At 62.4% G+C, this 13829-nt stretch carries 15 protein-coding genes; 8 read left to right on the top strand and 7 right to left on the bottom strand.

Annotated features, from left to right (window positions below):
* Positions 1-26 precede the first annotated feature (26 nt).
* From OLZ32_RS19970 to nadE, 3 genes are all read left to right on the top strand, one after another.
* Positions 27-1646 carry an MDR family MFS transporter gene (locus OLZ32_RS19970; RefSeq protein WP_264422229.1) on the top strand — a complete coding sequence of 540 codons (1620 nt, stop codon included), beginning with the start codon at positions 27-29 and terminating at the stop codon, positions 1644-1646.
* Positions 1647-1676: 30 nt separating this feature from the next.
* The gene (locus OLZ32_RS19965; protein WP_264422227.1) at positions 1677-2882 is read left to right on the top strand and encodes an adenylate/guanylate cyclase domain-containing protein; all 1206 of its coding nucleotides are present in this window, start codon (positions 1677-1679) and stop codon (positions 2880-2882) included.
* Positions 2883-3027: 145 nt separating this feature from the next.
* Entirely contained in the window at positions 3028-3861 is an 834-nt protein-coding gene (gene nadE / locus OLZ32_RS19960; RefSeq protein ID WP_003546539.1) for an ammonia-dependent NAD(+) synthetase, read from the top strand.
* Between the two features lie 42 nt (positions 3862-3903).
* Here nadE and gstA read toward each other — a convergent pair whose 3' ends face one another.
* Positions 3904-4587 carry a glutathione transferase GstA gene (gene gstA / locus OLZ32_RS19955; RefSeq protein WP_003546541.1) on the bottom strand — a complete coding sequence of 228 codons (684 nt, stop codon included), beginning with the start codon at positions 4585-4587 and terminating at the stop codon, positions 3904-3906.
* Positions 4588-4702: 115 nt separating this feature from the next.
* Between gstA and OLZ32_RS19950 the strand changes: the two genes are divergently transcribed.
* Positions 4703-5323: a TetR/AcrR family transcriptional regulator gene (locus OLZ32_RS19950; protein WP_011651049.1), complete on the top strand. Its 621-nt coding sequence runs from the start codon at positions 4703-4705 to the stop codon at positions 5321-5323.
* Here the strand turns inward: OLZ32_RS19950 and OLZ32_RS19945 are convergent.
* On the bottom strand, positions 5320-6558 hold the full coding sequence (locus OLZ32_RS19945) for a multidrug efflux MFS transporter (RefSeq protein WP_264422224.1): 1239 nt from the start codon (positions 6556-6558) through the stop codon (positions 5320-5322). The genes OLZ32_RS19950 and OLZ32_RS19945 overlap by 4 nt on opposite strands.
* Before the next feature lie 430 nt (positions 6559-6988).
* Between OLZ32_RS19945 and OLZ32_RS19940 the strand changes: the two genes are divergently transcribed.
* Positions 6989-7333, top strand: coding sequence for a nuclear transport factor 2 family protein (locus OLZ32_RS19940; protein ID WP_264422222.1), 345 nt, complete (start codon positions 6989-6991; stop codon positions 7331-7333).
* A gap of 24 nt (positions 7334-7357) precedes the next feature.
* On the opposite strand, the gene OLZ32_RS19935 is transcribed toward OLZ32_RS19940, so the two are convergent.
* From OLZ32_RS19935 to OLZ32_RS19925, 3 genes are all read right to left on the bottom strand, one after another.
* Positions 7358-8089, bottom strand: a complete 732-nt coding sequence (locus tag OLZ32_RS19935; RefSeq protein WP_264422220.1) for a sulfite exporter TauE/SafE family protein — start codon at positions 8087-8089, stop codon at positions 7358-7360.
* Positions 8090-8149: 60 nt separating this feature from the next.
* On the bottom strand, positions 8150-8803 hold the full coding sequence (locus OLZ32_RS19930; protein ID WP_264422218.1) for a class I SAM-dependent methyltransferase: 654 nt from the start codon (positions 8801-8803) through the stop codon (positions 8150-8152).
* 230 nt (positions 8804-9033) lie between these two features.
* Complete coding sequence (locus OLZ32_RS19925; RefSeq protein ID WP_264397410.1) at positions 9034-9360, bottom strand: hypothetical protein; 327 nt, start codon at positions 9358-9360, stop codon at positions 9034-9036.
* A gap of 225 nt (positions 9361-9585) precedes the next feature.
* On the opposite strand from OLZ32_RS19925, the gene OLZ32_RS19920 reads away from it, so the two are divergent.
* Both OLZ32_RS19920 and OLZ32_RS19915 read left to right on the top strand, forming a co-directional pair.
* The gene (locus tag OLZ32_RS19920) at positions 9586-10188 is read left to right on the top strand and encodes a superoxide dismutase (protein WP_003546549.1); all 603 of its coding nucleotides are present in this window, start codon (positions 9586-9588) and stop codon (positions 10186-10188) included.
* Between the two features lie 137 nt (positions 10189-10325).
* Positions 10326-11171, top strand: coding sequence for a metallophosphoesterase (locus OLZ32_RS19915; RefSeq protein ID WP_264422216.1), 846 nt, complete (start codon positions 10326-10328; stop codon positions 11169-11171).
* On the opposite strand, the gene OLZ32_RS19910 is transcribed toward OLZ32_RS19915, so the two are convergent.
* Entirely contained in the window at positions 11168-12076 is a 909-nt protein-coding gene (locus tag OLZ32_RS19910; RefSeq protein ID WP_017990791.1) for an AraC family transcriptional regulator, read from the bottom strand. The genes OLZ32_RS19915 and OLZ32_RS19910 overlap by 4 nt on opposite strands.
* Positions 12077-12253: 177 nt before the next feature.
* Here OLZ32_RS19910 and OLZ32_RS19905 point away from each other — a divergent pair, with 177 nt between their 5' ends.
* A complete protein-coding gene (locus OLZ32_RS19905; protein WP_264422213.1) occupies positions 12254-13024 on the top strand; it encodes an SDR family NAD(P)-dependent oxidoreductase in 771 nt (256 codons plus the stop codon).
* A 22-nt stretch (positions 13025-13046) separates the two neighbouring features.
* Here OLZ32_RS19905 and OLZ32_RS19900 read toward each other — a convergent pair whose 3' ends face one another.
* Positions 13047-13739: a helix-turn-helix transcriptional regulator gene (locus tag OLZ32_RS19900; protein WP_264422212.1), complete on the bottom strand. Its 693-nt coding sequence runs from the start codon at positions 13737-13739 to the stop codon at positions 13047-13049.
* Between the last annotated feature and the right edge of the window lie 90 nt (positions 13740-13829).

Below are 13829 nucleotides of genomic sequence, written 5' to 3'. Positions count from 1 at the left end.
CCGCAAGAGCCGGAAGGAGATAGGTCATGGCCACTCTTCAGATCGCCGCCAACAGCAATGCGCTGGCGGCCCCCACCGCAGCAGCGCTTGCGGCACCTGCCGCCATGAGCCCGCTGCGCATGTGGGCTGCCGTTGTCGGTTCGACGCTCGGCGCTTTCATGGCGGTCCTCAATATCCAGATCGTCAATGCCTCGCTTGCCGATATCCAGGGCGCGATCGGCGCCGGCACCGATGACGGCGGCTGGATTTCGACCTCCTATCTGATCGCCGAGATCGTCGTCATTCCGCTCAGCGCCTGGCTGGCGCGCGTCTTCTCGCTCCGCAATTACCTGCTCACCAACGCCATCCTCTTCCTCATCTTTTCCGTTGCCTGCGCCTTCGCGGCCAATCTGCAGCAGATGATCATCCTGCGCGCCATTCAGGGCTTTTCCGGCGGCGTGCTGATCCCGATGGCCTTCACCATCATCATCACCCTGCTGCCCAAGGCCAAGCAGCCGATCGGCCTTGCGCTCTTTGCCCTGTCTGCCACCTTCGCGCCGGCGATCGGCCCGACGATCGGCGGTTATCTCACCGAGAACTGGGGCTGGGAACATATCTTCTACGTCAACCTGGTGCCCGGCGCGCTGATGGTCGGCCTGCTCTGGGTCTCGCTCGACCGTGCGCCGATGAACCTGAAGCTGCTCGCCAAGGGTGACTGGCCTGGTATCATCACCATGGCGATCGGCCTGGCAGCCCTGCAGACGGTACTGGAAGAGGGCAACAAGGAAGACTGGTTCGGCTCCGATTTCATCGTCCGCCTGTCTGTTATCGCCGCCGTCTCGCTGACGCTGTTCTTGATCATCGAGCTGAAGACCGCCAATCCGCTGCTCAATCTTCGCCTGCTGGTGCGCCGCAACTTCGGCTTCGGCATCGTCGCCAATTTCCTGCTCGGCATTGCGCTTTACGGCTCCGTTTTCGTGCTGCCGATCTATCTGGCTCGCATCCAGGGCTATAATTCCGAGCAGATCGGCATGGTTCTCGCCTGGACCGGCATCCCGCAGTTGCTGCTGATCCCGCTGGTGCCGCAACTGATGAAGCGTTTCGATGTCCGCCTGCTGATCATCGTCGGCTTTGCCCTTTTCGCCGCCTCGAACTTCATGAACGTGCACATGACCGGCGATTATGCCAGCGACCAGCTGTTCTGGCCGAACATCGTCCGTGCCATCGGCCAGGCACTGGTCTTCACGCCGCTCTCGGCAATCGCCACGGCAGGCATCGAACAGGAGAATGCCGGTTCGGCTTCCGCGCTCTTCAACATGATGCGCAATCTCGGCGGCGCCGTCGGCATCGCCTCGCTGCAGACCTTCCTGTCGAAACGCGAACAGTTCCATTCGAACATCTTGACCCACTCGGTCTCGATCTTCGAGGAAGCCACCCGCGATCGCATCGCCAGGCTCACCGGCTACTTCATGAGCCACGGCGTCAGCGATCAGGCGCTCGCCAGCCACAAGGCCGTCGTCGCAATCGCGCTCAAAATACGCAAGCAGGCCAATATCATGGCCTTCAGCGACACCTTCTTCCTGCTCGGCGTCGCCCTGGTCGTCGCCCTGCTTGCAAGCCTGCTTCTGAGAAAACCCGGTCAACTCTCCGGCGGCGGCGCCCACTAGCGCCGCGCGACCCTCAAGGAGGAGAAAGCCATGACGTCAGCGATCTATGCTCCCGATGCCGACAGGCTCCAGCCCAAGGCCGCCGGCCATGCCGTCAGCATCGGCGCACTGCTCTCGATCATCGAATGGCTCTCCGGCGACGAATGCCACGCGCTCGATGAAGCGGGGCTCGTCTCCGGCCTCGGCCGCCGGCTGCAGGCGCTCGGCCTGCCGGTCGACCGGCTGACCCTGCATCTGATGACGCTGCATCCCGAATTCATCGGCCGCACCATCGCCTGGGCGCCGGGCGAGCCGGTCGAGATCCACGACCGGGAGCACGGCGCGCGCGTCGCCATCGCCAATACGCCGCTGCGCAAGGTGATGGAAACCCGCGAGCCGCTGGTGGTCGATACCAGAGAAAGCGTGCATGGCCGCTGGCAGCATATCGATGTCTTTGCCGATCGCGGCCTGATGCAGCTCGTCATCGCGCCGCTCTGCAATGTCGACGGCCCGGTCAGCGCCGCCGTCTTCGGCACGCGGCGGCCGGGCGGCTTCACTGCCTCCGAGCGCGAGGTGATCGAGCGCATCCTGCCGGCGCTGCGCAACACCAGCGAGCTGCGCACTCTTCGCCAGGTCGAGCTCAGCCTGCTCGATACCTATATCGGCCCGCTGACGGCAAGCCGCATCCTGGCCGGCCGCATCCGCCGCGACGAGATCGAATCGATGGAGGCAGCACTGCTGCTTTGCGATCTGCGCGGCTTTACCGAGCTGTCGAACCGGCTGCCCGGCAGCACCGTGCTCGGGCTGCTGAACGCCTATTTCGACAGGATCGTGCCGGCCATCACCCGCGAGGGCGGCGAAGTGCTGAAATTCATGGGCGACGCCGTGCTTGCCTTCTTCCCGGGTTATGATGCCGCCCATTCCTGCGGCGCGGCCCTGGCATCGGCCCGCGCCATCCTCGATGAGATCGACAATTTCCAGTACGAGGGCATCGGAGTCAAAGCCGGCATCGCCCTGCATTACGGCGAGGTCAGCTACGGCAATGTCGGCTCCGGCCGCCGCCTCGATTTCACCCTGATCGGCGGCGACGTCAATCTGGTCAGCCGCATCCAGACCGCCTGCAGCGAACTGGGAGAGGCCCTGCTGATGTCGGCGCCGTTTCGCGAGGAAGCGGGGGCAGGGGATGTGGTGTCGGTCGGGGCGCACAGGCTGAAGGGTTTTGCCGATCCGGTCGAGCTGTTCACGATCTTGCGGTAGGTGCAAGCCCACCCCCTCTGCCCTGCCGGGCTCAGACAGGCCACTTGCATAAAATGCATGGCAGGTCTGCCCTAAACGGCTTCGTCTTCCCCCATCTTTTCGCCATAGTGGCGCCGAAATTCCGTAAGCGGGGAGGAAGAGGCTTATGACTGTGCTGTTCGACGAACAAGGCGAGATTATCCGCGAACTGGGTGTTGCCGCCGATATCGACCCAGAGCGGGAGATCGAACGGCGAACTGCTTTCCTCAAGGATTATCTCGTCGCCTCCGGCATGCGCGGCTACGTGCTCGGCATCAGCGGCGGCGTCGATTCGCTGACGGCAGCACTGCTGGCTCAGAAAGCGGTGCGCGAGCTGCGGGAAAGCGGCCATGCGGCCGAATTCATCGCCGTGCGCCTTCCCTACGGTGTCCAGGCAGACGAGGCCGATGCGGTGAAGGCGCTGGAAACGATCGGCCCCGACCGTTCGATGGTGGTCAACATCAAGGCGCCGGCGGCTGCGATGCTTGCCGCCGCACAGGACGGCGGCCTCGCCTTTGCCGATGCCGGCCGGCAGGATTTCATCCTCGGCAATATCAAGGCCCGCCAACGCATGATCGCCCAGTTTGCGCTGGCCGGCGCGGTGAGCGGCCTTGTCATTGGCACCGATCATGCAGCGGAGGCGGTCATGGGCTTCTTCACCAAGTTCGGCGATGGCGCAGCCGATATCCTGCCGCTCGCCGGCCTCAACAAGCGCCGCGTCCGCCTGCTGGCAAAGCGGCTCGGCGCCCCGGACGAACTGGTCTTCAAGGTGCCGACCGCCGATCTCGAGGACCAGCGGCCGCTGCGCCCCGATGAAGAAGCCTATGGCGTCAGCTATGATGAAATCGACGATTTCCTCGAAGGCAAGCCGGTCGGCGAGATCGCCCGCCGCCGCATCCTCGCCGCCTATCGGGCGACCGCCCACAAGCGCGCTTTGCCGGTGGCCGTCAGCGCGCTCTGACGGTCGTCGAAGCGCGGGATGCGCGCGGGCGCGACTCCGGGTTTACGGCCTGACCGGCTCGCCCGTCCGTCCTGACGAAGCGAGATAGGCGTGCGGCGCGAAATAGACGCCGTCGGCATCGAAGGCCTCGAGATCTTCGGCCTGCAGCGCCTCGCGCACCTTCGGCCGTGCCGCCACGAGGGCCATGTAGCCGTGCAGCGTCGGCCATTGCTTGAGATCGATATCGGTCCAGGGCGACCAGTTCAGGCAGACGAAGAGGTAGGCATCTGCAACGGTGAACGCATCGCCGGTGAGATAGGGTCCGGCAAGGCGGCCGTTCAGCCATGTGAGCCGCTTCGATATCAGCGCGCGGACCTCCCCATGAACACTGGAATAGGTCGGATTGAAGAGCAGCACCATCGGCTTGTGCAGCTCGGCGGTGATGAAGTTGAGATAGGATTGCACCTCGTTGCGGCGGATATTGCCGACCTCAGGCAACAGGGCTGCCCCTTCGGGCACGCTGTCGGCGAGGAACTGCACGATCGCCGGCCCCTCGGTCAGCACCTTGCCGTCGTCGAGCATCAGCGCCGGCACATAGCCGTTGCCGTTGATCGCGAGGTAATCCTCGCCGGTGCTCGTCCTGTGGGTTTGCCGGTCGACCTGGATGAGCTCGATATCGAGGCCCAGCTCCCGGCAGATGATGTGCGGTGAAAGCGAGCAGGCCGCGGCGTGCATGTAAAGTTTCATTGCGGTTTCCTCTCCTCGTGGAGGCGGTCGATGCCACCCGTCGATAGCGTTGAACATCTGTACTGTTTCGCATAAAATGACTCTCGTCAACAATTTAATGCGAAACGGTACAGATATGAAAGACGAGAAGAAGCGCGGCCGCCCGAGGGCTTTCGACGCCAAGGCCGCGCTCGGCAAGGCGCGGGATGTCTTCTGGGACAGGGGGTTTGCCGCCGCCTCGCTCGATAATCTGAGTGCTGCGACCAACCTCAACCGCCCGAGCCTCTACGGCGCCTTCGGCGACAAGGAGGATCTCTATCTCGATACGCTGGAGGGTTATCGGCAGGACGGCATGAATACACTCGCCGAGGCGCTCGACCCGTCACTGCCGCTGCGCGACAATATCGCCCGCGTCTATGCGGGTGCGCTGGCGATCTATCTGCATGGCGAAACCGCCGCCCGCGGTTGTCTGCTGATCGGCACGGCATCGGTCGAGGCGGTCCAGCATGAGCGGGTTCGCGAAGTGCTCGGCCGCAGCCTCAACGATTTCGACGACGAGATCGAAAAGCGCATGCGCCTTGGCGTGGAAAGAGGCGAGCTTCCGGAAAGCGCCGATCCGCAGATGCTTGCCAGGCTCGCCTCCGCCGTCATGCATTCGCTCGCCGTCCGCGCCCGCGCCGGCGACAGCCGCGAGACGCTGGAAGCGATCGCCCGGTCGGGCGTCGAGCTGATCTGCGGAAGCGCCAATAATCCTTAGGTCGAGTCCCGAGTCTCCGCATCCCTCGGACGCACGATCCAGGCATAGGCAGCACCGGCGAGAAGCAGTACTGAGGTGCCGAGGAAAACCGCCCGCATGCCGATATGGCCGCCGACAAAACCGCCAAGGATAGGGCCGGCCACCTGGCCGACATATTGCGAGGAAATCGAAAGTCCGAGAATGCTGCCGGCCGCACTATCCGGCACGCTGTGGCGGATGACCGCGGCGATGCACGGCAGCAGCCCGCCGAGTGCTGCGCCCATCAGGAAACGCAGGATGATCAGCTGCCAGGCGCTGGTGACGAAGGCCTGCGGGATCAGCAGCAGCCCGGCGACGGCGAGCGCGCCTGCAATCACCGGCCAGTGGCCGATCCTGTCGGCGAGCTTGCCGAGCCATGAGGCCGACAGAATGCTGCCGAGAGCGGCCGCCGACATGACGACGCCCGATACGATCGTCACCTGGGATTCGACGGGCACGAGCTGCGCGACATAGACGGTGATGATCGGCTCGATCGACATATTGGCAAACATCAAGAGCATGCCCGTCGCCAGCATGGCGATGACGGGCCGCTTGTCGGCAATGGATTTCCAGCCGCCGCTGGCCTTGGCCGCTTGTCTGCGGGCCGGCGATTTCTCTTCCTTGATCAGGAAGGCTGTGGCAAGGAAGGCAAGGAAGATCATGCCGCCGGCGGCGAGAAACGTGCCGCGGATGCCGATGATCGGCGGCAGCGCCCCGCCGATCAGCGGCCCGACGAGATTGCCGGCCATGATGCCGGAAGAGAGCACGCCGAGCGCCCAGGCCGAACGATCCTTCGGCGTCTGTGTCGCCACCAGCACCATCGAGCCGGAGGCATAGCCGCCGGCAAGCCCGACGAACAGACGCAGCGCCACCAACTGCCAGACATTGCCGGCCATGCCCATCAGCGAGATTGCCAGCGTCATGCCGAGGCTGGCGCGCACCAGCATCAGCTTGCGGCCGTAAATATCGCCGAGCCGGCCCCAGAGCGGTGCGACGAGAGCCGCGGCAAAGAAGGTGGCGCCATAGGCGATGCCCGACCATTGCACGATCGCCGCATGGTCGCTGACGCCGAGTTCCTCGACATAAAGCGGCAGGAAGGGAAGCAGCAGCGTCATCGCCACGATCGTGGTGAAGGAGCCGACCAGCGAGATGGTGAGATTGCGCTTCCAGTAGATCGAGCCCGGCCTGGCGCTGGCGTCCCACTGCGTATCGGTCATACTCTCGGCCTCGGCATTGATTCTACAGCGCCGCGCGTCTTTTAAGACGCGCAAAGGACGCTGTAACACTTTGAAATCTGCATATTTCCTTAAATCGGTTCCGATTTGAGGAAATATGCGGCGGCGCGGGTTCCGCCGCGCCTGATGAAATGATGTGCCCGTTGCCGCGGCGAGGAGATCGGCGCGGGTGAATCTGTCCTGACGATCGAGCTTTTCGAGGTCGAGCGCATAGGCCGTAGCGGTGCATGCGCTCGCCGTTCCAGGGCGGGCACGCACTGATATAACCGCGCTATGGCCCATCCTTCAAGACGGCGCTTTTGCATCGGTGACCTGTCTTTGGAAATGAGAGCCGCAATCTGGACCCTGTCGGGCAAAAGTGCTAGTACATGACCGATTGCATGATGCAATCGGTTAAGCCAAGGACATTGCCATGAGCGACATGCGCACATCCCGAGAGCAGACCATCCGTCATCTCTACGCCGCCTATCTCGACGACCGCAAGGATATCGTCGGCGCCATGTTGACGGAGGATTTCACCTTCTCCAGTCCGCGTGACGACCACATCGACCGGGCAACTTATTTCGAGCGCTGCTGGCCGAAGGAGCCAGTCTTCCGCGGCTTTGACATCGAATTCCTGGTGATCGACGGCGACGAGGCGGTCGTCCGCTACCGTGCGGAAAAACGCGACGGCGGCAGCTTCCGCAACATCGAGAGCTTTCGTTTCCGCGGCGACAAGGTCGCCTCCGTGGATGTTTATTTCGGTCGGACTCTGTAACCCGGCCGAGGTGGCCATCCGGCCTTAGAAGATCCGTATCGCCGACGTACCGATGATGATCATCGAGACCGCCACCATCAGCGGCCGCACCGGCAGCCGTTTGACGAGGATCGCGCCGAAGGGGGCAGCGATGACGCCGCCGATGATCAGGCCGATCGCCGAATCGAGTTCCGACCAGCCGAGCGTCAGGATGAAGGTCAGGGAAATCGTCAGCGTCACCGCGAATTCGGTGAAATTGGTCGAGCCGATCACCCGCTTCAGGTCATGGCCGCGGCTGACGAGCGAACTGGTGACGATCGGCCCCCATCCGCCACCGCCGATCGCATCGAGCATGCCGCCGCAAAGCGCGACCGGCGGCACCATCCAGTCGCGAACATCCCGCTTCGGCGGCGGCCGAAAGGCCTTGTAGAGGATCACCAGCCCGATCGCGATCAGATAGGCCGACACGAAGGGCTCGATCGCCTTGCCGTCGATATTGGCGAGCAGATAGGCCCCGATCGCGCCGCCGATCATGCCGGCCGGTGCGAGCCGCGCTACCAGACGCCAGTCGACGTTGCGATGATAGACATGCGAGATGCCCGAGGCGGTGGTGGTGAACATTTCCGCCACATGCGTCATGGCGCTGGCATTGGCCGCCGGCACCCCGAAGGCGAGAAGGCTCGTCGTCGACAGTACGCCGAAGGCCATACCGAGTGCGCCGTCGACGATCTGCGCGCAGAAACCCACGACGATGAAAAGGAAGATATCCGATGTCATGCAGTCCCCTCAGACGAACGGTAGCATCAGAATAGGCGACGCGGGAAAAAATCTCCGGTCTCAGCCGGCAAATCCGCGCTGCTTCAGCCGGATGATCTTGAAGAAGCCGTTCGGAAAGACCGGCAGGATATCGGCAGCGGCAAAATCGCCACGGCGCTCGGCCCAGGCGACGATGCGGTGAATGCGGAAGGCGGAGGACCAGCCGATGTGACGCACCAGCGGCGCCACCGCCGTCTCGATCGCGCCCTGCAGACCGGCGCCGTCGCCAAGCTTGCTGGCGAGGATGATCTCGCCGCCCGGCCTCAGCACCCTGGCGCATTCGTCCAGCGCCCGTTCGGGTTCGGGGATGAGCGTGATGACGAAGGGCAGGCAGACCGCATCGAAAGACCGGTCGGCAAAGGTGAGCGCATACGCATCCATCACCTCCAGCGCCTGCACATGCTGAAGGTTTTCGCGTCTCGCCTTTTCACGCGCCCGCGCGATCATGTGTTCTGAAATGTCGATGCCGGTCACCCGGCAATGGCGCGGGTAATGCCCGAGCGTCAGTCCGGTGCCGACGCCGATCTCCAGGATGTCGGTGCCGGCCGCAGCGGCGAGGGCAGCGAGTTTACGGTGGCCATCGCGCAGGATGCCGCGATAGACCCGGTCATAGACCGGTGCCCAGCGCTGATAGATTTTTTGCTGATCGTCCGCCCTGCTGCGAAGCTCTGACATGCCGCACCTCCCCAGAGCAAGTCCAGGAAAAGTGGAAGGCGGTTTTCCCAGGAATTGCATTATACAAAAGATTTGAGCGGTTCTGCGCTTCCGTGAAAAAGCGCGAACAGCCGTAAAGCCCAGCCTTTCAACTCCTAAGGATAGGCTCCGGTTCCCCACGAAATGTGACGCAAGGCACAGATTCTCACCTGCGATCATTTTGGGGGCACCGGCGTGCAAGCCCCGGCCGACTATTTTGCCGGCGTGAGACCGAGCGTCTTGGCGTCCAGCTCGCTGCCGATCTCGACGGTTTTCTTTTGCTTGTCGTAGACGCAGATCTGGGCGATCAGCCCCTTGGCGCCTTTCGGCTTGCCGGTCACCAGGGCAAGCCCGTAATGGGAGCTGCCGAAGGGATCGACGGTGGCGCTGGGCTTCTCGATCGTGACCGCTGCCTTCTTGCATTTGGCCTCGACGTCGGCGGCGAGCTGCTTCCAGGCGTCATCGGAAGAGGCATGCGCCGCACCTGCCAGGCAAAGCAGGGCGGCGACAGTGAGAGGCTGGATTATATTCCTGTTCATATCGGGTCTCCGTTGATCGCCATGATAGGCAAAGTGGTTTTCGGGGCGGGTATTCCCATTGATTTGCCCAGGCGATTTCTACGCACGACTCCAACCCTGCAACTGAGGCAAATTTTCCTCCGGCCGGTCGTTTTTTGATAATTCGCCGGTTGCCTCTCCCCCTTTCCCCTCCTATGTTCCGCCTCACCTGCCGAGACGCAATCTATTGCCAAGAGGAGATCTGACATGGCTTTCGAATTGCCTGAACTTCCCTATGACTACGAAGCGCTTGCTCCCTTCATGTCGAAGGAAACGCTGGAGTTCCACCACGACAAGCACCACAAGGCCTATGTCGACAACGGCAACAAGCTCGCCGCCGAAGCCGGTCTTTCGGACCTCTCGCTCGAAGACGTCGTCAAGAAGTCCTTCGGCACCAATGCCGGCCTCTTCAATAACGCCGCCCAGCACTACAACCACATCCATTTCTGGAAGTGGATGAAGAAGGGCGGCGGCGGCAACAAGCTGCCGGGCAAGCTCGAAGCGGCCTTTACGTCGGATCTCGGCGGCTACGACAAGTTCAAGGCCGATTTCGCCACTGCCGGCGCCACCCAGTTCGGCTCCGGCTGGGCCTGGGTTTCCGTCAAGAACGGCAAGCTCGAAATCTCCAAGACCCCGAACGGCGAAAACCCGCTCGTTCACGGCGCCACCCCGATCCTCGGCGTCGACGTCTGGGAACATTCTTATTACATCGACTATCGCAACGCCCGCCCGAAGTACCTCGAAGCCTTCGTCGACAGCCTGATCAACTGGGACTACGTCCTGGAACGCTACGAAGCAGCCACGAAGTAAGCGGTATCAGACGCGCCGCCACGGCGGCGATGTCGTCCGCCTCTTCGAACTCAGCACCCGGCGCCTCAAACGCCGGGTGTTTCGTTTTCACACCAAGCCGTCACATCCCTGTCATCGGCCGCTCCTAATCACGCCCCATGTCCTCCTCTGCTTCTCTCCTGTTCCGCTTCGGCATCATCGCCGACCCGCAATATGCGGCGATCGCGCCGCATATTGCGATGGATCGCTATTATGCCAACAGCCTCGCCAAGGTCGCCGCGGCGATCGAGGCCTTCAACGGCGAGCAGCTCAGCTTCGTCATGACGCTCGGCGATGTCATCGACCGCAGCTTTTCAAGCTTCGACGATATCCTGCCGGTCTATGAGACGCTCAGGCACGAAGCGCTCTTCCTGCTCGGCAACCACGATTTCTCGGTCTCTTCAGGACACTTGTCCGAGGTCGCCGCGCGCCTCGGCATGCCGTCGCCCTATTACAGTTTCTTGCGCCACGGCTGGCGCTTTATCGTGCTCGACGGCAACGAGGTCAGCATCTTCGCGCCGCCCGAAGGCCATCATCATCGCGCCCTTGCCGCTGAGATGCTGGCGGAGCTGCAGGCAAAAGGTGCGAGGAATGCCCATCGCTGGAATGCCGCGCTGAGCGACGAACAATTCGCCTGGCTCGGCGATGAAATCGCAAAAGGGGCCGAGGCTGGCGAGAAGGTGATTGTCATGAATCACTATCCGGTGCATCCGCCCGGTGAGCACGGCATGTGGGACAGCGAACGCATCGTCGCGCTGCTCGCCTCTGCTCGCAATGTCGTCGCCTATCTCAACGGCCACGACCACGTCGGCAATTACGGCTTGGCCGGCGGCTGTCACTTCGTCAATTTCAAGGGCGTCGTCGACACCGAGACGGAAAACGCCTTCGCGATCGTGGAAGTTCATGCCGACCGCATCGAAATCCGCGGCTTCGGCCGCGAGGTGAGCCGCACGCTTTCTATCTAGCTGATCGCAGGCCCAGCCGGCATCGCCTTCATTTCACTGATGTCGCGCTTCGGTGGTGTGCCGAACATGCGGGCATATTCGCGGCTGAACTGCGAGGCGCTCTCGTAACCCACCTGGTAGGCCGCGTTTGCGGCGTTGAACCCATCGGTCACCATCAGCCGCCGGGCTTCAAGCAACCGCAATTGCTTCTGATACTGCAGCGGCGTCATCGAGGTCAGCACTTTGAAATGCTGGTGGAAGGAGGAAGGGCTCATCCTGGCTGCCGCCGCAAGCTTTTCCACCCGGACGGCGTCCGCAAAATTGCCGCGCAACAGGTAGATGGCCTCGGCCACGCGGCGCGTATGGCTGTCGGGCAATGCAAGCTTGCAGATCTCATCGCCATTTTTTCCGGAAAGCAACCAGAAACTGATCTCTCGCATGATTGCCGGATGAAGGATTGGGATCGCTTTAGGCGTCGCGAGCGTCCGGATCAGTCTCAGTATGCAGTCCTGCAGCTCGGGGCCGAATTCTTGTACGAAAACACCCGGCCCGCCGTCGCCTGCCGCCTTCGGCGGTGCATCCATCTCCTCCAGCACCTCGCGCAGGATAGTGACGTCGAGTTCCAGGTTGATGGCGATCATCGGCCGTTCGGCACTGGCTTTCGTCACCTGTCCGAAGGCCGGCATCTCGACGCTGATGATCAACGCTTGCATCGCTTCGTAATTGAAAAGGCGTTCTCCAAACATGAGCTGCTTAGCGCCGTCGACGATGATGCAGAGCGCCGGTCGGTAGATCGCTGGTTTCGGCATGGAGAGAGTGCTGGAACGCATCAGGAAAAAACCGTCAATAGCGGTGGCAAAGAGCCCGTCGCCTCCGCCATGGGCATCCATGTACCCATTGAGCGCCTGCTTCAGATCTGCGGACATCTTCGCCTCCAGTGAACGCGGGGTCGGTCTGCCGCGCCGGTGAGGATGATCTTAATCCCTCAGCCCGGCTGGGCAAGGCGTTTGGAGGAATAGGCAAGAAATTGCGGGATTTCGGCATTCAGGATTTCATGCTTGCGGCGCATAAGCTGGTCTATCAAAACATCAGGAGTACCTGAAATGCCTAACCAGAATTCAACCTCGAAAGTCGCAATCGTTACCGGCGGAAGCCGCGGCCTGGGCCGCAATACGGTCGTCAATCTGGCAAGGAGCGGTGTCGATGTGATCTTGACCTATAACTCGAACCGCGACGAGGCAGAGAAGGTCGTCGCTGAGATCGAGGCGCTGGGCCGCAAGGCCGCTGCACTTCAACTCGATGCCGGCAACGTGGCGGCGTTCGATGCCTTTGTCGAAAGTGTACGCGAGATCCTCAAGGGCTGGGGGCGTCAGCATTTCGACTTTCTCGTCAACAATGCCGGCACCAGCTACCACGCCCCGATTTCGGAGACGACCGAAGCGGAGATGGACAAGCTCTACAACCTGCATTTCAAGGGGGTTTTCTTCCTCACGCAGAAGCTCCTGCCGGTGATCGAGGACGGCGGCCGCATCGTTAACCTCTCCAGCGGTCTTGCCCGCATGGCCATGGTTGGCGCCTCGGCCTATGGCTCGATGAAGGGTGCAGTCGAGGTGCTGACGCGCTACATGGCCAAGGAGCTTGGCCCCCGCGGCATTGCCGTCAACACCGTCGCCCCGGGCGCCATCGAAACCGATTTCAGCGGCGGCATGGTGCGGGACAATCCGGAGATCAACCGTGCTGTCGCCTCCATGACCGCACTCGGCCGCGCTGGCGTACCCGACGATATCGGGCCGATGATCGCCTCCCTGTTGAGCGATGCCAACCGTTGGGTCAATGCTCAGCGTATCGAGGTTTCCGGCGGCATGTCGCTCTGAGCCATCCGACTTGGGCAAGCAGCTAGACGGCAACTGGTTTCTCCGTCCAGCCGCTGGTCCACAGTTCCCGCAGCCGATCGCCGTCGCCCTTGAAGAAATCTTCGCTCGTCGCGCAGCGATCCACCCGGTCGCTGCGGAAATTGCGGATTGCCTGGCGCAGCTCGCACCAGGCGACGATATTGGCGGTCTGCGAATAATAGATTAGCGCGATCGGCCGGATCGTCCGCTCGCTCGCGCGGCCGAGCTCGTCGCGGTAGCCGAGCATCAGCTTGCGTTCGTCGCGGATCGCGCGGCGCACGATCGCCAGGTCGAAGCCTGCCGGCTGCGCGATCGAGCCCCAGGCATAAAGCGCCTTGTTGTCCATCGCCTGGCGCAGTGGCGCCGGCACGGCGCCTGATATCTTCCGGTTGACCCGGCGTGCGGCCTGCTTCAACTCCTCGTCCGCGGTGCGTTCGAGCAGCGCCAGCGATAGCACGATCGCCTCCATCTCCTCGATCGAGAACATCAGCGGCGGCAGGTCGAAGCCCGGCCGCATGATGTAGCCGATGCCGCGCCCGCCCTCGATCGGCACCCGCATCGCCTGAAGCGCTGCAATGTCGCGATAGATCGAGCGCACGGTCACTTCGAGCGTCTCGGCCATGACTGCCGCCGTCATAGGCTTTCTTGCCAGCCTGAGGATCTGAATGATCTCGAAAAGCCGCGAGGCCTTGCGCATTTTACCTCTCCATCCGTCACGCTCCTGACAATACACTGTCAGTTGGGTTTGCGTATAGAGCCGCCTATCGGATTGAAATTAATCAGGGTC

Origin of the sequence: Rhizobium acaciae (assembly GCF_025941625.1) — a bacterium.
Taxonomy (GTDB): Bacteria; Pseudomonadota; Alphaproteobacteria; order Rhizobiales; family Rhizobiaceae; genus Rhizobium; species Rhizobium acaciae.
Note: the sequence above shows the minus strand (reverse complement) of the source record. Positions and strands in the feature narration are given on the sequence as shown.